Genomic DNA, 22279 nt, shown 5'->3' with positions numbered 1-22279 from the left:
CCTACCAATTCCTGACAAACTCCGAATGCTATAAAATGTTGATCAGCAGTGAGGGCATGGGTGCTAAGGTCCATGTCCGAGAGGGAAAGAACCCAGACCATCAGCTAAGGTCCCCAAATGTATGTTAAGTTGAAATAACGCGGTTGAACTGCTTTGACAGCTAGGATGTTGGCTTGGAAGCAGCCATTCATTTAAAGAGTGCGTAACAGCTCACTAGTCGAGCGGTTCGGCATGGATAATAATCGGGCATAAACATACTACCGAAGCTATGGCATCGAAAGATGGGTAGGGGAGCATTGTAGTGTCGTCGAAGGTTTGCCGTGAGGCATTCTGGAGAAGCTACAAAAGAAAATGTAGGCATAAGTAACGATAATGCGGGCGAGAAACCCGCACTCCGAAAGACCAAGGTTTCCTCAGCTATGCTAATCAGCTGAGGGTTAGTCGGGACCTAACGCGAACCCGAAAGGGGTAGTGGATGGACAACAGGTTAATATTCCTGTACCTGCTCACGCTAAAAGTGACGGAGGCGTATATTTGGTGCGTGCTGACGGAATAGCACGTTGAAGCCAGTGGCAACACGGCGATAGTACACTGAGGCCTCGGCCAAGGTGATAATCCAGAGAAGCGACTTCCAAGAAAAGCGAGTGAAGCAGCCCGTACCCCAAACCGACACAGGTGGTTGGGATGAGAATTCTAAGGAGCTCGAGAGATTCATGGCTAAGGAACTAGGCAAAATAGACTCGTAACTTCGGGAGAAGAGTCGCCCCGCTTATGCGGGGCCGCAGTGAAAAGGTCCAGGCGACTGTTTATCAAAAACACAGGGCTATGCTAAATCGAAAGATGACGTATATGGCCTGACACCTGCCCGGTGCTGGAAGGTTAAGTGGAGGGTTTAGCTTCGGCGAAGATCTCAAATGAAGCCCCAGTAAACGGCGGCCGTAACTATAACGGTCCTAAGGTAGCGAAATTCCTTGTCGGGTAAGTTCCGACCTGCACGAATGGTGCAACGATCTGGACACTGTCTCAGCCATGAGCTCGGTGAAATTGTAGTATCGGTGAAGATGCCGATTACCCGCTGTGGGACGAAAAGACCCCGTGCACCTTTACTATAGCTTAGTATTGGTTTTGGACAAGTAATGTGTAGGATAGGTGGGAGACTTCGAAGCAGCGTCGCCAGGCGTTGTGGAGTCATTGTTGAAATACCACCCTTTGCTTGTCTAGAGTCTAACTTTCATCTGAAAGGACAGTGCTTGGTGGGTAGTTTGACTGGGGTGGTCGCCTCCAAAAGAGTAACGGAGGCTTCTAAAGGTACCCTCAGCACGCTTGGTAACCGTGCGCAGAGTGCAATGGCATAAGGGTGCTTGACTGAGAGACCTACAAGTCGATCAGGTTGGAAACAAGAGCATAGTGATCCGGTGGTTCCGCATGGAAGGGCCATCGCTCAAAGGATAAAAGGTACGCCGGGGATAACAGGCTGATCTCCCCCAAGAGCTCACATCGACGGGGGGGTTTGGCACCTCGATGTCGGCTCGTCACATCCTGGGGCTGGAGAAGGTCCCAAGGGTTGGGCTGTTCGCCCATTAAAGTGGCACGCGAGCTGGGTTCAGAACGTCGTGAGACAGTTCGGTCTCTATCTACAGTGGGCGTTAGAAATTTGAGTGGATCTGACTCTAGTACGAGAGGACCGAGTTGGACAAACCTCTGGTGTATCAGTTGTTCCGCCAGGAGCATTGCTGAGTAGCTACGTTTGGAAGGGATAAGCGCTGAAAGCATATAAGCGCGAAACCCACCACAAGATGAGATTTCTTTAAAGGGTCGTGGGAGATGACCACGTTGATAGGCTACAGGTGTAAAGGCAGTAATGTCACAGCCGAGTAGTACTAATAACCCATAGGCTTATTGTACGCCTGTTTTTTTACGCTTCGACTTCGCCCAGCGAACAAAAAGCGATATGAGTAATAATGTGAATCATGTGTGTTTTTTTCAGTATGTTAAGATATTAATCTTTCTTTTAAAGAAAGAGATCCTGAAACGAGTTCAGGATAAAGACTTAAGGTGGTTATAGCGATGGGGCTCACCTCTTACCATTCCGAACAGAGAAGTTAAGCCCATTAGCGCCGATGGTACTGCATTTGTGGGAGAGTAGGTCGTTGCCTTTTTTGGAGACCCTTCATAGAAATATGAAGGGTCTTTTGTTTTTATACATACCCATAATTAATAGATCCAATACCACTTAGAGGGCTTACTAGTGACGTGGCAATCTGTTTTTCAAATAGATTTGATTAGAAAGATTTATAACGTCTAAATTATTTAAGCGTTTTTAGTGTATAACTCGTAGTTGGTTTCTTATCTTTAGTTCGTTTTTATAATCAACACAATGACAGAGAATAGAGAGCTTGATTTAGCCTGGAATTTTGTTAATAATACCGATAGAAATGTATTCTTAACAGGGAAAGCTGGTACTGGGAAAACTACTTTTTTGCGCAAGCTAAAAATGAAATCTCTAAAACGTATGGTTGTCGTGGCTCCTACAGGAGTTGCTGCTATTAATGCAAAAGGCGTAACAATACATTCTTTTTTTCAAATGCCTTTTGGCCCACTTTTACCAGATGCCGACTCAAGCACTAATTCTGGTTTTAATCGCAAGTTTAGCAAGAATAAAATAAACATTATTAAATCTCTTGATTTATTAGTCATTGATGAGATTAGTATGGTTCGTGCCGATTTACTTGATGGTATCGACAGGGTTTTAAGACGCTTTAAGAATAGAAATAAGGTGTTTGGAGGGGTACAAGTATTAATGATAGGCGATCTGCAACAATTATCCCCTATTATAAAAGAAGATGAATGGGAATTGCTGAAGTCTTTTTATAAAAACGGATTCTTTTTTAGTAGTCAGGCCTATATGCAGTGTGATGCCATTACTATCGAGTTAAATCATATTTATAGACAGGATAACCCTAAGTTTATTAAAATTCTTAATGAAATACGCACTAATGCGCTAACGCAAGCTTCGGCAGAAGAATTAAACAAACGTTTTCAGCCAGATTTTGTGCCAGATGAAAAAGAAGGCTATATCTCTTTAACAACGCATAACAATAAGGCTGAACATACCAACAACGCAGAGCTAGACAAACTTAAAACAGAGGAGCGTACATATAATGCCGTTGTAGAAGGAAAGTTTCCAGAATATGCCTATCCCAATAAAGAAGAATTGACTTTAAAAGTTGGTGCGCAGGTCATGTTTATTAAAAACGATAGCTCAACCGAAAAGCGTTATTTTAATGGGAAGATTGGTAAGGTGATTCATTTGGATAAAAGTGAAGTAATTGTACACTGCCAGGAAGATGATTTTAATATTGTAACTACACCAGAAGTTTGGGAAAATATTAATTATACTGTAGATAAGGAAACAAAAGCCATTACCGAAAATAAAATAGGATCTTACACACAGATGCCCTTGCGATTGGCATGGTCTATAACGATACATAAAAGTCAAGGATTAACTTTTGAAAAAGCTATTATTGATGCGCAAGGCGCTTTTGCTCACGGACAAACCTATGTAGCATTAAGCAGATGTAAATCTTTAGAAGGTTTGGTTCTTAAGAGTAAAATAAGCTCTAATCACATCATCAGTGATAATCAGGTGTTATCTTTTAGTAAAACTGCTGAGGAAAATCAACCGGACGAAAACATTTTAAAAGCATCGCAATCGGAGTTTCAGCTGAATTTAATAGCAGAATTATTTGATTTTTATAAATTTCTGCATCCTATAGGACGTATACTTGATATTTATTATAAGAACAGAACTAGTATTGAAGGTCAGGTGGAAGCCCCTTTAAATACCATGAAATCTTGTGTTACGGAGTTACTAAAAGTAGCTAATGCGTTTAAGGCACAGCTTAAAACGCTATCTGAAACGTTAGAAGCTCCCGAGTCGAGCCCAGAGATTCAAGATCGTTTTATAAAAGCAGTTGGTTATTTTGTGGAGCAAACAAGATTACATTTAAGTTCTGCAGCCAAAACTTTTGGTTTTACTACAGATAATAAGACGATTGAAAAAGATATCATTAAACAGTTTGATACTATAGAAGAATTATTAGCGTCTAAACTATTATATTTTGAAGGCTTAACGACAGGTTTTAACGTAACAACCTTTTTAGAATTACGAGCGAAATCTGTTTTTCTTGCTAAAGAAAAACCTAAAAAACCTCGAAAAACGGTTATTGATGGTACGACAAATTTAGAGCTATTCGAATTGTTACGTGAGTTACGAAACGAGATAGCCAAGCAAGAAGATTTGGCACATTTTCAGGTGTTTACACAAAAGGCTTTGTACGATATGTGCGAAACTTTACCAACCAATAAACAAGAGCTAATACAGGTTAATGGTATGGGGAAGGTACGTGTTGAAAAATATGGAAATGCTATTTTGGAAGTTATTCGAGGGTATTGCGACGAGCATGATATTGAAACATCTGCAGCTAGTGAGATAGATTTTTTTGAAGATCCCAAACCTAAACCAAAACGACAGAAAGGGGATACTAAAAAGATATCTCTAGACTTATTTAAAGCAGGTAAGTCTCCAGATGCAATTGCTTTAGAAAGGGATTTGAACGTAAATACTGTTATAGGGCATCTGGCCAGCTTTATTTCCTTAGGAGATGTGAAAATTACGGATTTAATGCCTGAAGCACATTATAAGGAACTAAAATCCATTATTCCTAAAACAAAATTTGAAAATCTGTCTGATTTAAAACATCAAATAGATGATAAATATACTTATGGAGAACTACGTTTGGTGCTTGATAGTTTAAACAATCAAAAATGATTAAGTAGTCTGTAGTCTATTCGTTTTTTATGTAGCTCATTTTTAATGCATATTTGGTTAATCCAGCCAAGTTTCTAACATTGAGTTTGGCGATAAGGTTTTTTCTGTAACTTTCTATGGTATGCTTGCTCAAAAATAATTTGTCTGCTATTTCCTGTGTTGTGTACTCTTGTGCTATTAGCGTAATAACATCAATTTCTCTTTGGGTAAGTTTAATCTCCTCTTGTTTCTTTTTAGAAAATTTATTTTCTATATAGATGTCTTTTATTTCTTTAGAGAAATATTTTTCTCCCTTTAGTATTGTTTTTATAGCTACTAAGAATTCATTCTTTTCAGCATTCTTGGGAACATAACCATCTGCATCGTGTTCGATAAGATTATCGATCATTTCGGCATTGTTATGCATGCTAACAATAAGGGTTCTTATATTTTTCTTTTTCTCTTTTACAATTTTGTTAAGAGCAATACCGTCCAGTTCTGGCATAGAAATATCTGTTATAATAAGATCTACCCTTTCATCAGGATTAATCTCCAAATATTTAACAATTTGCTCTCCTTTGGTGGCAGTTAGTAAGATGTTATATTCACTTTCTAAATTTAAGATGCTAAGCATACCATCTAAAAACATCTTATGGTCATCTACAATAATTAAGTTATACTTCATTTTTATTTTTGGTTAGAGTTGGAGTTTCTATATTTATTATGGTACCTCTATTAATTCTGGAATCAACATGAAGGGTACCGTGAAACTTATTTAATCTATTTTTTATGTTCTTAAATCCAATACCTTCTTTATTGTTTTTTAGGTTAAACCCAATGCCATTGTCTTCGAACATAATATTCAATTCATTTTCTATTAAATTTATTTGTAACTCAATATAGTTGGCTTTGGCGTGTTTAATGGTGTTGGTTGTTAGTTCTTGAATAATTTTGAAAATTTCTATTTGAAGGTTTTCATCCAAGAGATCTACCTTTTTTCTGGGGTATACGGTAAAAGCACTGTTAGACCCCCAAATACTATTGATATACTCTTCTAGTACATCGCAAAATTTATTTTCAATAAACTTTTTAGGAATTAAATTATGGGAAAGGCTTCGAACGAGCTCGTAGGTATCATCTATTTGATTGTTGATTGTACTTAAATAACCCGTTTCGGTATTGTTATTTATTGAATTGTTGAGTTTTAGTTTTATAGCTGCCAGGTTTCCCCCAATGCTATCATGTAATTCTTGAGCAATACGCTTTCTTTCTTTATCCTGACCCTTTATGGATGCTTTAATTACTTTTAATTCTTGATCTTTGATTAATGATGAAATTTTTTGTTCACTTATTTCTTCTTGTTTTTTGTTTAATTCACTTTGCGTCTGAAGTTTTTGATAGTAAATAATAAGTAAACCAATAATTGGAATGAGTAGTATTAGAAAGGAATACAAGATGGTGTTTTTGATACTCTTTTCTCTAATGAGTTCTGTTTCCTGAATTTCTTGATCTTTTTTTAATAGTGCAATTTCGTTGAGCTTTTTTTCTGATGCATTCTGAAAGGATAAAATTTGGTTTTCGTTTTCCTTTTTTTCCACCTCTTGTTGCAATTTAAGGTTCTTTATGGCCTCGTCTTGATTTTTAAGTTCTAATTTTCGATTATAATTTTCTACTTGCAGTACCTTTATTTCTTTTTCTTTTTGTAGGGTTTTATATTGTACCTCTAACTCATCAATTTCTTTGTCTTTTTGCAATTTGTTAATAGAATCTTTAACCCTGAAAGATTGTGTTGCACAATGAAGTGCCTTTTTATAATCGTGTTGCTCAATGTAAATATCTTTTAAGTTATCGTAAATAATCTTTTCTTCATTTAAGTAACCTAATTCTACAGCATCGTGCAAGCCAGATGAATACACCATTTCCGCATTTTTATAATTTTCTAAATCTACATAAATACTACCTATTTTAAGACGAGCAATTAAAGCAAGCTGTTTGTACTCTTTTTTTTCTGCTATTTCGATGGCTTCATTGTACAGTGTGATGGCTTTATTGAAATCGTTTTGATCTTGATAGTTTGTAGCCATGTTTATTTTAATTACCACAAGAGCACTATATCTTTCATCTTCCCTAACAAGTTTTAATGCCTTTTGGTAATATTCATTAGAAGACTTATAATCTTTTAGTTTTGAATAAATAGTACCAATATTAATAAGGCTTCCATATATAATCTCTTTATCTCCTTTATAGGTTAAACATTCCTTAAACAGCTTTAACGAACGGCTATAATTACCCATTTCTCTATAAGCATTGGCTAGTCCATGGGTGTGTGTGTAATAAAGGTTTGTTTCATTGTATTTTTGTGAAATGTCAATACCTTTTATATGCCATTTGCTGCTTTCTTCGTATAAGCCTTTCTTTTTATAGTTGATAGCAAATAAATTGTAAACTAAACCATAAAGTCTATCTTTTAATGAGTCATTTTCGACTAATGCTCCGACTTTCAACGTTTGATTGGCGTAGAATAAGGAAGAATCGATTAATTCCCTGTTGTTAAAATAATGTGCCAATAGTAGGTTAGCATTAGTTTTAGATCGCGTATCCAGTTTTCTTTTTAGTAATAGATTATGGGCAATTTCACGGGCTTCTTTTTCCTTGTTATTATTGAGAAGATTAAAAGCTTGATCGATTTTTTCTTTCTCTTTGTATTCTATATCGATGCTTTTTTTTATGTGTGGCTTCACATCTCCGTTAGCTTGAGCCAGAAGAAAAAGCGACATGGTATAGAGGTTAATTACAACAAGTTTTCGTAAAAATCGGAGCATATAAACAAATGTATTAATTTTTACAGAATACCGACATTCTTGAAATTAAGATTATCTGTATCGGTTTGTAATTAATAACTAACTCTTTATTATTTTAAAAAAAAGACATATTACCAGAACGTTCTATATTTCTTAATATCATAATGCCGTATCATTTAATTAATACGACATTATGAAATAAAGTAGGTGTGTAGTGTATTCTTTTATACATGTTAATATATTGTACACCTAAAAGACTTTAATTTATTACGGTGTTTATCTACAATAGATTTTTGCGACCGTAATTAGTTAAAGAGTGGGGGTTAAAAAGCAGGCAAGAAAGAAGCCACGATTATCCAGATCCCTACTATTAAACCTAGAATTCCAAGTTTACCCTGTTTTGGTGCTAGCTTTTCTCTTAAACGCATCCCTTTTTCGGCTCCAGCTTCACTTTTTGATAAAACGAACTTATTAATTAAACCAAAACCTAGCATGAAACCTAGAACAGCTTCAATTATATTTCCTGCTAATAATGTAATCCACCATACTGGGTAAAGTGTAAGACTTCCAATACTTAATATAGACGAAATAATACCCCAAACTCCCCAGAAAAAGAATCCGAATCCGATCCAGCCTTGGTAAGGCTCTATTTTTGCTAGAAGTTCTTTGGCGTTTGGTTTTTTAGCTAGCAATAATGATGGTACTGCTATAATACTTAATAAGATTAATGTGATTCCCCAGGTCATAGTTTTTAGATTTTAAGGGTTAATATTAGTTTATTGTTTGTGATGTTTTTTTAGTACGTGATATAAAGACCAAAAATTCACATTACAAAGATGGGGGAGATGCCTGGAGTAGAAAACACCCTTTTTAGTGAAAATCTATACCCTGAAAACAGGGGGGAGCGAAGTTGGTTTGGTTAACATTTTGCTAGGTTAATGTGAGTTTTTGTTTGAATTGTGCTTAAATGTATCCTCTTCAACCGAGTCATCTATTTTTATAACTATGAATTGAGTATTGTTTTTAAACGTTTAGAAGTGTCTTTATTTTTTGAAATTTTTCCAAATCTGAAAAAGGGAGTTTTTGCCGCGTAGTTCAAATCCAATAAGTTCGTATGTGATTCAAGTTAGTAAACGTTGTATACCCATTTTTAAGAATTTTTATAATCGAATAAAAGTTCTGATAATTCGCTAATATTATACCGTTTTCCGTTTAAACTTTACATTAAAGTCAAGGTCTGTTGCACAGCGCCATAACCATTCTAAAGGCCCGTAATAGTAATTCTTGTTCCAATATTTACTTATATACGCCTGTACAAAGAATATAACACCCCCAAGGATTAAACTCCAGGTTGAACCTAAATAACGATACATAGCTAATCCAAATCCATAAAAGAATATTACGCCAAAAAGGGCTTGCGCAACATAATTGGTAAGACTCATTTTACCATAGGCCGAAAATAGTTTAAATATAAATGCATGTTTAAATTTGTTATAGACCAAAATGGTTAAACAAATGATGGTAGAAGTAATGCATAAATTAATAAACGAAGTTAATAACGTACCCATAAATTGTTTTTGCATAGCTGAAAAATCCATGGTCAGCAATTCTTTCTTAACAAAGAATAATATGGCATACAGTATTAAACTTGTTATTAGGGTGGTTTTAATACCCTTTTTACAAGCATCGATTTGCTCAAATACCCTTTTTCGCCCCAGTATTATCCCTACTATAAAGAGCGCTATAAGTTGAAGATACCTGCCGTTGTTAAATGTCCACGCCCATGCGGTTATTCTACCTTTCCAAAAATTATAACTCATAACATCGTAAAGAGAACCTGTGGCATAAATGTCGTTGCCAATGGCAAAATGTCCTGTTAACGGTTCTACATATTCGTAATTAGGAGTAATAAATGTTTGAACTAGATGGTATAAAAATGGTATCTGAATAATCAATAAAACAATTATTAGCCATAAATATTTTGTTTTTACTTTATACAAAGGAATAACCGGTAGAGATAACAGTGCGTAAATATGAAGTATATCTCCTCTGTAAAAAAGGGAATGAATAAAACCAATTACTAGTAAAATAAGCATTCTCCAGAAGAATTTTGTACTGTAATTTATTCCTTTTGATTCTTTGTTGTTCATTTGGATGTAGAAACTTAAACCAAATAGTAGGGCAAATATAGAATAGGCTTTTCCGCTAATTAGTAGAAAAGTAGCATGCATGACTTGAGAATCAAAATTGTTTGAAAACAGAAAGTTAATCTCAGGTTGTTTAAAAAAATCGAAGTGCTCTACGTAGTGAATTAGCACGATTAGTAAAAGTGCGATGCCTCTTAAAGCATCAACAATAACTATTCTTTCTCTTTTCATGATTAGGGCTGAGCGTTTTAGTAATTTCTTATAATTAAAAAGTTATGGAAGATAATTAATTTACGTGAATTTAAAAAAGGAAAACGGGCATACTATTATAGTGGTAATTTAGTATGGTCTGCAATTTTATTGTCGTAGAATCTAGGTTAAGGGAATCGTAGTTATATCGCCTGTTATTTGCCTCTTTTTTGTAGTTCTGTGATAATTAACTTTTCCAAATCATTATGTTTTATTTTCAATGAACTGGATATTATAGAAAGGGGAGAACCGTACATTTTAGAATTGGCTTTCATGGCTCGTTTGGAAATTGCGTTTTTAGCTCGGTCAATGTATTTTTCGGGATTGTTGGTTAGAACCATTAAGGTTTTTGTTGAAGCAACTTGAACCGTTTTTACGCCTGTAATATCTCTCCACTCAATTAATCCGATACTCGTTGCATTTGTGTTATCGTTTATGCCATTTTGGTCAATGGTTAATCCTATTTTGCTGTCAAATAATTTTCTTGCACCAAAGACTAAACAGAGTCCGAAAAAGCCAGCAGAAGCTATTCCTATAATTCTTAAAACATGAGGGTTTCGAAATTGGGATAATGCAAATTTTTCAGGACTAACTATAAATAGGAGACCTATTGCAACAAAGATCATTGCGCCTATTAGTAGTAACACGATTTTGGTTTTACTTAATTCGATTTCAATTTTGTCATCCATATTTTTGTTAAAATCAGTTCAATAAATTTAAAACAATTTGTTTAATTGTTTTAAAAATCCCAGTAAATAGTTTTGGTATGAGGACTGAAATGCCATTGAACTTACTTTTCAAGCTTCTATTAAATCTATTTCTTAAAGTTTATCTATAAGTAAAAGTGTTTTAAGGAATCATAGCGGGTTCAGGAATGCCTAAAGCATTATATAAACTTGCATTAGCGTTTAAGGATTTAATTTGTAACGTATTTGCTTTTAGGTTTGCTTCAAGTAATTTTTGTTCGCGAGAGTTGATTAAAAACACAGAACTTTCTCCTAATTGAAATTTGCGTTCCTCGGCTCTTAACATTGTTTCGTAGTCTTTAACAATATTATTGATCAATACGTTTTGTTTCTGTAATGAATTTATTTCGGTATTAATAGCCGTTATTTTATTCTGAAGGGATAATGAAGTAGAAACTCTTTCGAAATTAGCATCTTGTAATTTTAAATTGGCTAATCGTACGTTACCACGCTCCTTGCGAAGAAATAAAGGAAAACTAAAGTTTAATCCAGCTTTATAATTTGCTGTGTTAAAGCTGTTAAATTGATCGACATCCGGAGTAAGAAAGTTGTATTGTAAATCGAGCTTAGGTAACAGTTTGTTTCGTTTTAAAAACCGATCTACTTTAAGACTTTCTACTTTAGCATCTAAACTTCTAAGTTTGGGATGATTTGTTAGCATTTCAAGATCGTTCATAACCTCTTCAAGATATAGAGAACTTTCTATAACCGAATTGTTTGGCGACTCTGGTAACACGGTTTCTTGTATTTCCAAAGGAATATCGTTAAGCCATAAATAATTACTCGCTTTTAAAGCTGCTTTTCTCATTTTTAAGCGGGCAGCTTCCAAATTAAGGCGCCTGTTTTGTATTGTTATCCGAGTTTCAATAGTATCAATAGCGGCCTTGTCTCCTGTTTCAACGCTTCGTATTACACCTTGAAAACGCACTTCGGCATTATTAAGAAATCTTGAGTATATGGTTTGTTCGTTATGTGCTTCTACCCATTTAAAATAGGCCTTACTAGCTTCGAAAACGAGATTGTTTACCAATAAATCCCTTTCTGCTTTTGTTTGATTTACAAAGAAACGTGCCTTTTTTAGCATAGCCATACGCTCGTTTATTAAAAAGCCTTGGGCTACAGAAAAGGATACACCGGCAGCATACAGTCCGCCATCTGGTAAGGTTTGGTTACGATTTAGAAATGCTCCCATATTTTCTTCAAAGTTTGCTTTAAATTCAATACCATACCAGGTTGGTATTTTAAAGGTTGCATTTAATTGATCGTAATATTCTGTTTTTTTAAACTTCTTTCGGTTGTAATCAATTTCAATTTTTGGGTCAAAACCACCTCTTGCACGCAATAGGTTTGCCTCGCCTATACTTAATTGTAAATTAGCTTGTTTAAGTAAGGGATGATGCTGTTTTACGTAACCCAAATATTCTTCAAAAGTTAATATGCGCTCTAATGAATTTGAGTTTTCTTGAGCAAAGCCTATTTGCACCAAAACACATAAAACGAGTGTTGCTATATAATTAGTTCGGGGACTCATTATTTTTTAGTTTTAGCTTTCGTTTGTTGTTCATTATCTGGCGTGTAGTAATTAGGGGGAAAACCATTAAACTGTCGCCATATCTCATACCATATAGGCACATTTTCAAGCAAGGCTATGGTGAAGGCTCCAGACCCTACACGTACGCCTTTAGGCCATGTTTCTTCATCTTTATCTGGTGCAATGAGCACACGAAACTTCCCGTTTTCGCTAATAAAAGTTTCAATAGCAACTATTTTTCCAGCATAGGTTCCAAAAGACGCATTTGGCCATCCTCTAAAGAAAATAGCAGGCCATCCGTCAAATTGAATACGAACGTTTTCACCTGGATGAATTAATGGTAAATCAATAGGGTTTACATAGGTTTCAACAGCTAAATCGTAGTTAGCAGGCATAATGCCAACAAGCTTTTCACCTTCTTTAAAAGTCTCTCCCAAACCTGCCCTTAAGGCTTTGTTAATGTAGCCGTTTTGTGGCGCCGTAATATAATACAGGGCATTACGTATTTCGTAGTTAGCGGAGGCATTGTCTAGCTTGCTTACTTCTGCTTCTGCTTCAAACTGACTGGATTCTGCCGTAAAACGATCGCTGCTTGCCTTGGCAATTTTATCGGCATACGAAGCTTCTATACGACTTATTTCTATTTGAGCATTGATAACACTATTACGACTGCTAAGCAATTTATTTTCTTGTGAGATCAACTTGGCCTGGGTTTCTTGTAATTTCAAACGCTTTCCTTCAACATCTGTAACAGCCTTTAAACCTTCTTTTTGCAATGTTTGTGTACGATTGAACTGGCGTTCTGCAATCATCATGTTTGTTCTTGCGGCTTGTAAATCTATGCTGTCACTTTTTACTTTTAATCGAGATACGATTAGCTTATTTTTACTTTGCTGCAATTTTAATTCTCGCTCTTGTTTGAGTGCGGAAATTTGCGTTCCAAGAGCAGTTATCTTTCCATGATAAGATTGTACGGAACGACTTTTTGCATCGCGTTGTGCCTTTGTTCGCTCTACAAGTTTAGGATCTAGGTATTCGTTTTTAATCTCGGATATAAATAGAATGGTGTCTCCCTTTTTTACATAATCGCCTTCGCGTACATACCATTTTTCAATACGCCCGGGAATAGGCGACTGAATGGTTTGCGGTCTTTGATCTGGGGTTAGTGTTGTTACAAAACCTTTGCCTGTTACATTCTGTGTCCAGGGCAAAAAAAGAATAAGAATGGCAATAATTCCAAAGATAAGCAGGAGTTTATTGAATATCCTGAAATGGCGGGATTTAAAGGCTTTTTCGAAAGCACCATATCCCTCAAGAGTTACTTTTTTATTAAGCTGATTGTGTGAGATATTAAGCATTGTTATTCGTTTTTAAGGTGCCTTTATTAAGCTTTATGGTCTTTGTACAGTATTTTCTCCAAAGTGCATTTCGAGAGGAAACAATAATGGTCCATGGGTGCTTGCTATCTGTTAAGTACTCAACTATGGTTTGTGCATCCTGAGTTTCAAAATGCTCTAAAGGGTCTTTAAGCAAGAGTAGTTGCGGTTTGTGAACTATGGCTCTTGCTAACAAAATACGTTTTGAAATTGTATATGGTATCTGTTGACCTTCGGGATAGAGCATTGTGTTTAACCCGTTAGGTTGTTCTTTAATAAAGGGTAATAACCCTATGTTTTTAAGAACTTCGTTTACGCGGTCTCTAGAAATCAAGGTATCTCCAAATGTAATATTTTCTAAAATCGTTCCTTCAAAGGGGTGTTGTTCTGGTAAAATCTGCCCTATTTTACTACGGTAGCGATTAGGCCATATGCCTTTAATGGAAGTTTCATTAACATACAACGATCCTTTAGTAGGAGGTATAAGTCCAGATAAAAGTTTTAACAAAGTTGATTTTCCAGAACCTGCTGTACCATCTAAAAGTAAACGTTCTTTTTCACCTATGGTAAGGCTAATATCTTTTAGAATATCAATATTATCTGAAGAAGTGTAATAAACATGTTCTAATTCTATTTTTAAAGGTTGTATGGTAGCGAAAGGATCTATACCTTCTTGTTGCTCTAGTTCTTTATCTACTACCTGACCTATTTTTTCTAAGGATGTTAAGACATCGTAAAACGTTTCTAACCCTGTGATTAATTTTTCAACAGAACCAATAACTAATAGAATGATGATTTCTGCTGCTACAAATTGACCAATGTTCATACGCTGATTTAAAACCAATAATCCTCCGATTATTAAAAGCCCAGCGGTTACCAGAATTTTAAACCCTACCATTTGCATGAATTGGGTAATTAATATTTTAAAGTGGCTCTCTCTGGCTTCCAGATAGGCAGTTGTGAGCTTATCGTTACGTTCCATAGCCAGATCTGTTTTCCCTGAAAGTTTAAAGCTTACCAAAGATCTTGCTATTTCTTGTATCCAGTGTGCTACTTTGTATTTGTTTTTCGATTCTTCTAAACTCGTTTCCAGCCCTTTTTTTGCGGTAAACCTGAATACGATATATATAAGGGCAAGCAATAAAATACCATAAATAATGAAGAAGGCGTGATAAAATGAAAGTAGCATAATTCCCAATAGAATTTGAAGTACTGCCGCCGGAAAATCTATTAATAGTTTAGACAGCCCTTTTTGTACTGTAAGCGTATCGAAAAAACGATTGGCTATTTCTGGCGGATAGTAGTTGCTTAGTTCGCTTACTTTAATTTTGGGAAAACGGTAAACAAATTCAAATGAAGAGCGTGTAAATATTTTTTGCTGAATGCTTTCCAGAATCCGTATTTGCATTAATTGCAAACCACCTTGAAAGGCTACGCCTAATGTAACAAGAACCACCAAAACAACCCATGACGAAGAGATTTGTGCACCTTGAATAAGGTTGATAATTGCTTGTATCCCTAAAGGCAGGGAAAGCGCCACTACTCCTGCAAAAATAGCGTAGTAAAATATTTGTCTAATGTCTCGTTTGTCTAGTTGTAACAAGCCAATAAAACGTTGCCAGGGTGACATAGGTTCTTTCATTAATGTATAGTGTTAAGTAAATTGGATACAAAAATTTCTAATAGGATAGTTAGCTAACCTAGGTTATGAATTTTTGTAAAGTAAAAAGTAAATAAGGGTTAATAATTTTAAATGTGTATTGAAAACTCAGGGTGTTTTAATTTTCGAGCGTCATGTGTATCGTGCTATTAATTTTTAGTTTCTTTCCTAGGTTGCCAACGTTTTTAAAGAAAGCTTTGGCTGTTTGCTGTTCATTTATTAATTCGTCTATACGACTGTTGTCATACTCACATTTGTTTTTTTCGTTACCCTCTGTTTTAGATAGACGCTGTAGTTTGTGAAAATTGATCTTTACTGTTAAGATACTATTGATAATATCTGCGGCTTCGCTGATTGTAAAATATCCGTCAATTAAATTTATTTTTTGCTCTGTTTTTGTTGCTGTTGTGCTTTTCATAATAAAAAATTTAATATGTTTTTATTTCTTTCTGCAAATATCTATCGAATTATTTATATATTTTTATTTATATTTATTATGTTGTATATAAACATTATTTATGAACTACACATTGCATCAACTAGAGATTTTTAGTAAAGTAGCTGAGTTAAAAAGTGTTACAAAGGCTTCGGAAGCGTTGTATTTAACCCAACCAGCGGTTTCTATTCAACTAAAAAAGTTTCAAGAGCAGTTTAATATGCCTCTTTTTGAAATTGTAGGCAGAAAATTGTACATCACAGAGTTTGGTGACGAAATAGCTCAAGCTGCTAAAAGAATTTTGGACGAGGTTCAGGCAATGAACTATAAATCTAAAAGTTATCATGGACAACTTGCTGGGAAGCTCAAAATAGCAATTGTTTCTACGGCAAAATATGCCATGCCATATCTGCTTTCAGATTTTATTCACCAACACAAGGACGTAGATTTAATTATGGATGTAACCAATAAGGCAACAGTGGTGAAAAGTCTGGAAAATAATGAAGTTGATTTTGCAATGGTATCTACAAGACCCAAAAATCTTTCGATTGAACGTATTGAGCTTATGAAAAATAAACTTTTTCTGGTAGGAGGGGATGAATATACAGGTAAGCCTCATAATATACCTAGATATGGTTTTGAACGATTACCGCTTATATTTAGAGAACATGGTTCTGCTACACGATTGGCGATGGAACAATATATAGCAAAACATGAACTGTCTGTTTATAAAAAAATGGAACTTACTTCTAATGAAGCCATTAAACAAGCTGTTATAGCTGGGTTGGGCGTATCTATCATGCCACTTATTGGTATTAAGAATTCTCTAAATATGTTTGAGTTACAGATTATAAAAGCTAAGGGGTTACCCATTGAAACAACATGGAATTTAATTTGGCTTAAATCGAAAAACCTTTCTTTGGTGGCCAAAGCTTTTATAAATCATATTCAAGAAAACAAAGAAGCTATTATAAAGGAACATTTTGGTTGGCTTGAAGATTATTAATTGTACGTGATAAGGTTATTTAGACCTGTCAGGTTTTTAAAACCTGACAGGTCTGGAGAGAATTTATTATCGGTCAAGCCTAAAAGTTATGCAAAAGAATAAACCATTTCGATAACCGTTAAGTTATCAGAGGTATAATAAGTAGGCGATATAGAAAAAACCTAATTCTAATGATAAATACACTAATAATGTTACCTGCCACTTTACACTTCGTTTATGCTTAATAAACTAAAGCCAAGGCAAGTGAGGAGCCTCACTATCTTTACATTATTTTTAAACCTCTATAATGTTTGCCGTAACTTAAAAAATCAATTTTTGCTGCTCTTTGTATATAAGTTTAAAATAGGGATATCCACGACTATAGATAGACTAAATCTGGAATAGCTTTTTCCAAAGGTGTTCTCATCAAGATTAACTTTTCTTAATAACGGCCCTACTTGCCAACCTGCATTAATTGAAATGGGGCTTTTGGGTATGCCTAATGAATAAAATACTCCGGGAGAAACAATATCCTTTAATTCAATATCTGGGACACGTTCGGCTTTATCATCTGTAAACCTGAATGCCGCAATGGCACCTAGATCGACTACGGAAAAGAACAATGATGAAGACCAGCCTTTTTTAGGCGTGTTAAAAAACAAAACGGAATGCCCTTTACTAATGGAGAAACCTATTGGAGCGGTTACGCCATAACTATTCCATTCTCCGTCGTCAACACCTTTAATGTTTTCAATCCCGGTAAATAGTCCGCAATATGCATTTAAAGATACATTAAAAGCTGTCTGTCTTTTAATTCTAGACGAACCAGCAGGAAGGGCAAAGGCTTCAATGGCTTTTTCTACTTCATCAGATGAATCGGCTTGTGCAATTGTCGCCATAAAAGAACCATATTTAAAAAGTGCTTTTCGGGTATCTTCGTTTGCTTGATCTTTAAAAATGGTATCAAATAAATATGTTGTGTTTACAATCGCAGAGGCATAATTTCTTCGACTTACGTCAACAACGATATCGGATGCTGTTTGTGCTACATCTAGGTATTCTTTTGACTTTTCTTGGATGTCTAAGTCTGATGGAAAGTGAGGCAGCGACTCAATTTTAACAATGGTCTTCATTAAGTCGATTGAGGAATTAACTATGCTGTAGTAGTTTTCAAAGGACAACGAATCATTGGTAATCTCCTTTGAATGTCTAATTTTAGCGTCTAAAACCTGTGTTTTAAGAGATATATCTTTTACTAAAGTTCTATACTTGGAAATGTTGGATACTTGGGAGAATGATTTGTCAATTAAATCGGAAACTTTAATGGGGTTGTTTGAGCTATAAAATGTGATGTCTCCTTTTTTTGCATTTTGTTGTAATAACCCAAGATAAATTTTAAACAAGCTATCATTTTTGTATAATTCTTCAAGTGTTGGTTTGGTTGTCCAGTAATTATCACTATCGTTATTAGCCTTTAACGAAGTTGATAACAGTATTAATGTTTGAAATGCTGCTTTATAGTTAGGGTTTTTTGTATCGTCCCATAATTCGTGCTTATAGTTTTCGATAATAACACCTGGATGCTGTTTCTCTTGAAAAGATTCAGCAATATAAAAACTTGTTAATAAGCCTGCTTTCAATTCTGGTCTCTCATTAAAGAATGTCGCATGATTGTCTATTATATGAGGAAGGTTGGCTGGTAAGGTTTTTAGGTCTTTTTCAAAGGCTTGCCTTAGGGTTTGAATGTAGGCTTCAAACATATAAATTTCTTCTCCTATGGCGCTTAAAGACCTGTATGTTTGCGGGAAGACGGATTGTAGATCTTCACTTTCATCTAATTTTTCTTGGAACCTACTAAAAAACTCGATGGTTAGCTCTTGTTTTGTTCTTTTTACAATGAATTTGGCGAAACCGTCTGCTATGGTCGTTACATTAGCTCCACCTATGGTTGATATTAAACCGTCTACGCCCGATTCGTCAGCCCCTTGAACGCTTCCATCTACTTGAAATACGTCTTTTAATTGTTCGTTTAGGTACTTATTATCTGAAATATTTGTTTTATCGATGTCGTAGTACTTTAATATTTTAGCAATAGTATTGTTAGGTTGTCCTGGTTTTAAATTTTCGTTTATATAAATGGCATCGTGTAATAAATAACCCGGTTTGTGTTCTTCTTTATTTTTAGCTACTTGGTTTATGTCTTGACTGTTGGTATTACTTATTTTAATTTCGAATTTGTTTGCCCTGTTATTGCCTAAGTTGACCGTAAAGCTTGAGGCATCTTCATTTATGTTTTTTGTTCCGGGATCGACCACAGCTACGATATCGCGATTTTTGTTTATAACTACGTTATAGTTTGTACTTTCACCAATGGTTTTAATGTCGGTACCAAATGTTCCTTTGTAAATAACACGATTGTCCTTATATCGAAGCTCTATTGTTTTTCCTTTAAAAATTTTCGGAAATACCATTTTAATGGGCAGCGCCAATTCGTTTTCTGGTAGATTCTGAGTACTTAACTTGGCATTTTTTATAGCAAAGTTAATAGTGTGGTCTTGTGCGAATGAAGCTAGAGAACATAAGGCTATGAGTCCAATTAAAATAAAATATTTTTTCATCTTTATAGATTTATATAAGGGTTAATTCAAAATAGTTGAATGTGTCTTTTAAAGGAAGTACCCAGGTGAACTTATTGTTGCCTCCTAGGATCATTCCAATTAATTTCTGTGAATTTTTATGAAAAACAAGCCCACCGGAATCACCTCCTTGCGAAAGTGTTTTACTGTTATTTCTATGGGGCGTTGAGCCAACTAAAATAATGTTGCCTTTATATTGTTTTTCGTTACTGTATGCCACAACCCATGTGGTATTATGATCTAACAAATACCCATCCCTTCGTCCCGATTTACTTGAAATTAGGGTAACTTCTTCTTTTTTAATGGATATATCGGAAATGTTGTAGAAACCATTGCTCCCAAATGTTATAAGATCATGGTTCGCATTGGTGTCGTTCAATTCTATTAATCCAATATCCTGAACGTAGGTTATTTGCTGGAAAATCCATTTCCCGATTGTTTTTTCACCGTTTAATTCTACCCACTTAGCTTGGGCATTGCTTAACCAGCCTCCGTGGTTTAATAGTCTAAGTCCGGTATATATGTGCCCCGATGTAACCAATACTTTTTCTTGGTTTGAGGTTTCTGCCATACAACAAACAGAACCTGTAATGTTTTCGGTTTTATAATCGTCGTATTGGCTACATTGTATACCGCCTTCGCCAACATCTTCGATTATTTCTGTGGAAATTGTTTTTCTAGTTCCATCGGGCATATTTACTTCTAACATTTCGGGGATGCCGCTGGTGTTATTATCTTTAAGATATATAGAAATAACGTGTGTTCGTTCTTGGTTCATGTCGTGAACAGCATCGCTTATAGATTCAATATTTGGAAACTTATGCATTAAGATGTTCTGGTTTTGTTCAAGAGCCAGTTTTGCAATATCTGCTTGAGAATATGTTAGTGCCGCTATGCCAACCTTTTGCGGTGCTTCTTTTGGAACAGCCATTTTACTTTCAAAATAGGCTTGTGTAGCTTTTGCTCCAAAAACAAACGCTATAATACCTACCCAATATTGATCAACACCAAGTTCGGTTAAGCTAGTTACATTCCAGCCGATTTTTAATAGTAGTAAGCAAATAACGTTAGTTATCATAAATACGACTATTCGCATGGTGCTTAATCCCTTGTTCTGGTCTTGTAACAGGGAAGGGAAAGCAAAAGAAACGCCTAGCATAACTATAAAAAAGGCAATAGCAATTCTTTCGCCACTAATAGCGCTAGTGGCATCTGCACTGGCGCTAAAAATTTTGAAAAGAATATATATAACCCCTATTACTATTAGAGCAAAGCCTATAAACTGAAATAAAGAAATTTTACCTTCTTTGCTAGCTATTAATTTACGTTCGGCAAAGTGTCTTTTAATCCAGGGATAATCATCTAGTTTCATTGGTTAAGCGTGTTTTGATAATTTAAAGTTCATAATTAACTGAGATTTAAATTGTAGCAATCAAATTATTTTGATGAAGCATGTCTCAATTATGTTAACCGTATGTTTTCAAATAAATACGTTGTGGAATTCAGCTTGGTTTGCTGTTGAGCGATCGATAGGGATTTGGTTATTTTAAATTTTAGTACCCAGATCCATAGGGGAGTAATAGGCAATTTTGTAAATCCGAATTTCTGTTCCATATAGATTTGGTTTTAAACTTCGTTTACTTAAAAGTAATCACATCATAAAATTGATGTGAGATACGTCTTCAAATTGCTATTAAAAGTTATTGGTAGAGAGAACCAATGATGCGTTAGGTAAATAACATTTTAAAAATACATAAAAAAAGCACACACTGTAAGAATTGTTGTTTTTTTTATGAAAGATTTGCCCTTTTCGAGGTAAGTGCTTACGCTGAACAATTGTGTGGTTTTCTAATCGATAATTTCGGTTGGTTTTAAAAGCTAAATATTAATGAATGTAGTATTAATATACCGGGATAGGTTAAGGGAAATGTAAACAGGAAATCGTTTAAACCTACCAACACCGCCGTAGAAAAATGAAAAACTAGTATGCATCCCAAAGCTACAAGTAAGGGGTATTGGTAGGGGATAAAAAAACATATAGGTATGGCTAACATGGCAGCCGTTGTTAAATGGGATAATAATTTTTCTAGTAAAGGAGACTTTTTAAGAAAACTTAGGGTGTTAGGCGTACCGTATGAATATGTGCCTAAAGACCCGATTAAAATATCTTCTTTTTTCCAATGTTTAGAAAATACTTTGGTTAGTCCAGATGTAGTGTATGCAATTAAACCCTGTACTCCTAAAGATCCAATGGTTATTACTTTACCAATTTCATTATCTAATAGCAGACATAAAATAAAAGAAAAGTATGCTAAAACCCGTATTTGATCCGAGCCATCTTTGCTGGTTTTTTTTACAGAGTATGAATAAATTAATCCAATTGCGGTTAGGTAAAAGAAGAATTTAAAGAGTATATGTTCGTTGCAAAAAAATAACAGGCCCGAAAAAAATGAGCATATCAAGATAACATAATTAAAAACCTTCCATTTTAATACGTTTTGATTTAGTTCCCTTTTTGAAGTATTAGAGTCAACATAAAGTGATGAAATAATAACGAGTTCTAGTCTTGATACAATAGTTGATATTGTTAGGATGGCAAAACTAATAATATAAGCAGTATCTAAAGTTAATGATCCCATGTAGCTTAGTTTTTATAGGTGATGTAAATGCTATCAGCCTAATAGGGGCTTCTATACTCTTTTCTGTTTTTTACGATTTGTTTTTTCAGAGTTTCTCCAATAATCTTATTTGGAGATTACATGTAAAGTTGAGGTGAAAAAGCATGCTAATAATTAAAAAGTAGATAAGCGTAAGGGGCTATGTTGTAAATGATCGCTTTTTTAAGATAAGCGTACCTACATTTTTATAAAGAAAAGATAATTTGTAATAACCTGATTTTCAT

Annotated in this window: 14 protein-coding genes and 2 rRNA genes (1 of these 16 cut by a window edge); 4 read left to right on the top strand and 12 right to left on the bottom strand. The window is 34.9% G+C overall.

The window, feature by feature from the left end; all coding sequences use genetic code 11:
* The 3 genes from C1H87_RS07765 to C1H87_RS07755 form a co-directional block, all read left to right on the top strand.
* Nucleotides 1–1904: ribosomal RNA gene (locus tag C1H87_RS07765) — 23S ribosomal RNA — on the top strand (it extends 917 nt beyond the left edge of the window).
* Between the two features lie 147 nt (nucleotides 1905–2051).
* A 5S ribosomal RNA gene (gene rrf, locus C1H87_RS07760) occupies nucleotides 2052–2159 on the top strand.
* A gap of 218 nt (nucleotides 2160–2377) precedes the next feature.
* Nucleotides 2378–4831: a helix-turn-helix domain-containing protein gene (locus tag C1H87_RS07755; RefSeq protein WP_102755267.1), complete on the top strand. Its 2454-nt coding sequence runs from the start codon at nucleotides 2378–2380 to the stop codon at nucleotides 4829–4831.
* Nucleotides 4832–4847: 16 nt separating this feature from the next.
* Here C1H87_RS07755 and C1H87_RS07750 read toward each other — a convergent pair whose 3' ends face one another.
* The 9 genes from C1H87_RS07750 to C1H87_RS07710 form a co-directional block, all read right to left on the bottom strand.
* Nucleotides 4848–5495 carry a response regulator transcription factor gene (locus C1H87_RS07750; protein WP_102755266.1) on the bottom strand — a complete coding sequence of 216 codons (648 nt, stop codon included), beginning with the start codon at nucleotides 5493–5495 and terminating at the stop codon, nucleotides 4848–4850.
* Nucleotides 5485–7587 (bottom strand): tetratricopeptide repeat-containing sensor histidine kinase, encoded by a 2103-nt coding sequence (locus C1H87_RS07745; RefSeq protein WP_158655154.1) that lies wholly within the window; start codon nucleotides 7585–7587, stop codon nucleotides 5485–5487. The genes C1H87_RS07750 and C1H87_RS07745 overlap by 11 nt, the downstream gene beginning before the upstream one ends.
* 347 nt (nucleotides 7588–7934) lie before the next feature.
* Nucleotides 7935–8357: a hypothetical protein gene (locus tag C1H87_RS07740; RefSeq protein ID WP_102755264.1), complete on the bottom strand. Its 423-nt coding sequence runs from the start codon at nucleotides 8355–8357 to the stop codon at nucleotides 7935–7937.
* 450 nt (nucleotides 8358–8807) lie between these two features.
* Entirely contained in the window at nucleotides 8808–9989 is a 1182-nt protein-coding gene (locus C1H87_RS07735) for a DUF418 domain-containing protein (protein WP_102755263.1), read from the bottom strand.
* A 173-nt stretch (nucleotides 9990–10162) separates the two neighbouring features.
* Entirely contained in the window at nucleotides 10163–10696 is a 534-nt protein-coding gene (locus C1H87_RS07730; protein ID WP_102755262.1) for an STM3941 family protein, read from the bottom strand.
* A gap of 160 nt (nucleotides 10697–10856) precedes the next feature.
* Nucleotides 10857–12284 carry a TolC family protein gene (locus C1H87_RS07725; protein ID WP_102755261.1) on the bottom strand — a complete coding sequence of 476 codons (1428 nt, stop codon included), beginning with the start codon at nucleotides 12282–12284 and terminating at the stop codon, nucleotides 10857–10859.
* Complete coding sequence (locus C1H87_RS07720; RefSeq protein ID WP_102755260.1) at nucleotides 12284–13642, bottom strand: HlyD family secretion protein; 1359 nt, start codon at nucleotides 13640–13642, stop codon at nucleotides 12284–12286. Before C1H87_RS07720 ends, C1H87_RS07725 begins: the two co-directional genes overlap by 1 nt.
* Nucleotides 13635–15302 (bottom strand): peptidase domain-containing ABC transporter, encoded by a 1668-nt coding sequence (locus C1H87_RS07715; protein ID WP_102755259.1) that lies wholly within the window; start codon nucleotides 15300–15302, stop codon nucleotides 13635–13637. Before C1H87_RS07715 ends, C1H87_RS07720 begins: the two co-directional genes overlap by 8 nt.
* A gap of 136 nt (nucleotides 15303–15438) precedes the next feature.
* A complete protein-coding gene (locus tag C1H87_RS07710; protein ID WP_102755258.1) occupies nucleotides 15439–15738 on the bottom strand; it encodes a hypothetical protein in 300 nt (99 codons plus the stop codon).
* Between the two features lie 100 nt (nucleotides 15739–15838).
* Here C1H87_RS07710 and C1H87_RS07705 point away from each other — a divergent pair, with 100 nt between their 5' ends.
* Nucleotides 15839–16762, top strand: a complete 924-nt coding sequence (locus C1H87_RS07705) for a LysR family transcriptional regulator (RefSeq protein WP_102755257.1) — start codon at nucleotides 15839–15841, stop codon at nucleotides 16760–16762.
* A gap of 308 nt (nucleotides 16763–17070) precedes the next feature.
* Here the strand turns inward: C1H87_RS07705 and C1H87_RS07700 are convergent, their stop codons facing one another.
* The 3 genes from C1H87_RS07700 to C1H87_RS07690 form a co-directional block, all read right to left on the bottom strand.
* Nucleotides 17071–19359, bottom strand: coding sequence for a hypothetical protein (locus C1H87_RS07700; protein ID WP_102755256.1), 2289 nt, complete (start codon nucleotides 19357–19359; stop codon nucleotides 17071–17073).
* A 10-nt stretch (nucleotides 19360–19369) separates the two neighbouring features.
* Nucleotides 19370–20749 carry a hypothetical protein gene (locus tag C1H87_RS07695; RefSeq protein ID WP_102755255.1) on the bottom strand — a complete coding sequence of 460 codons (1380 nt, stop codon included), beginning with the start codon at nucleotides 20747–20749 and terminating at the stop codon, nucleotides 19370–19372.
* Between the two features lie 499 nt (nucleotides 20750–21248).
* Nucleotides 21249–22016, bottom strand: coding sequence for a Rossmann-fold NAD(P)-binding domain-containing protein (locus tag C1H87_RS07690; RefSeq protein WP_102755254.1), 768 nt, complete (start codon nucleotides 22014–22016; stop codon nucleotides 21249–21251).
* Between the last annotated feature and the right edge of the window lie 263 nt (nucleotides 22017–22279).

The sequence above is a fragment of the Flavivirga eckloniae genome (assembly GCF_002886045.1).
Taxonomy (GTDB): domain Bacteria; phylum Bacteroidota; class Bacteroidia; order Flavobacteriales; family Flavobacteriaceae; genus Flavivirga; species Flavivirga eckloniae.
This window is presented reverse-complemented; position numbering and strand designations above follow the sequence as displayed.

Excerpts from the sequence above, each read along its gene's own strand:
- C1H87_RS07755 (WP_102755267.1), top strand. The coding sequence starts at position 2,378 with ATGACAGAGAATAGAGAGCTTGATTTAGCCTGGAATTTTGTTAATAAT.
- C1H87_RS07750 (WP_102755266.1), bottom strand. The coding sequence starts at position 5,495 with ATGAAGTATAACTTAATTATTGTAGATGACCATAAGATGTTTTTAGAT.
- C1H87_RS07745 (WP_158655154.1), bottom strand. The coding sequence starts at position 7,587 with ATGTCGCTTTTTCTTCTGGCTCAAGCTAACGGAGATGTGAAGCCACAC.
- C1H87_RS07740 (WP_102755264.1), bottom strand. The coding sequence starts at position 8,357 with ATGACCTGGGGAATCACATTAATCTTATTAAGTATTATAGCAGTACCA.
- C1H87_RS07735 (WP_102755263.1), bottom strand. The coding sequence starts at position 9,989 with ATGAAAAGAGAAAGAATAGTTATTGTTGATGCTTTAAGAGGCATCGCA.
- C1H87_RS07730 (WP_102755262.1), bottom strand. The coding sequence starts at position 10,696 with ATGGATGACAAAATTGAAATCGAATTAAGTAAAACCAAAATCGTGTTA.
- C1H87_RS07725 (WP_102755261.1), bottom strand. The coding sequence starts at position 12,284 with ATGAGTCCCCGAACTAATTATATAGCAACACTCGTTTTATGTGTTTTG.
- C1H87_RS07720 (WP_102755260.1), bottom strand. The coding sequence starts at position 13,642 with ATGCTTAATATCTCACACAATCAGCTTAATAAAAAAGTAACTCTTGAG.
- C1H87_RS07715 (WP_102755259.1), bottom strand. The coding sequence starts at position 15,302 with ATGAAAGAACCTATGTCACCCTGGCAACGTTTTATTGGCTTGTTACAA.
- C1H87_RS07710 (WP_102755258.1), bottom strand. The coding sequence starts at position 15,738 with ATGAAAAGCACAACAGCAACAAAAACAGAGCAAAAAATAAATTTAATT.
- C1H87_RS07705 (WP_102755257.1), top strand. The coding sequence starts at position 15,839 with ATGAACTACACATTGCATCAACTAGAGATTTTTAGTAAAGTAGCTGAG.
- C1H87_RS07700 (WP_102755256.1), bottom strand. The coding sequence starts at position 19,359 with ATGAAAAAATATTTTATTTTAATTGGACTCATAGCCTTATGTTCTCTA.
- C1H87_RS07695 (WP_102755255.1), bottom strand. The coding sequence starts at position 20,749 with ATGAAACTAGATGATTATCCCTGGATTAAAAGACACTTTGCCGAACGT.
- C1H87_RS07690 (WP_102755254.1), bottom strand. The coding sequence starts at position 22,016 with ATGGGATCATTAACTTTAGATACTGCTTATATTATTAGTTTTGCCATC.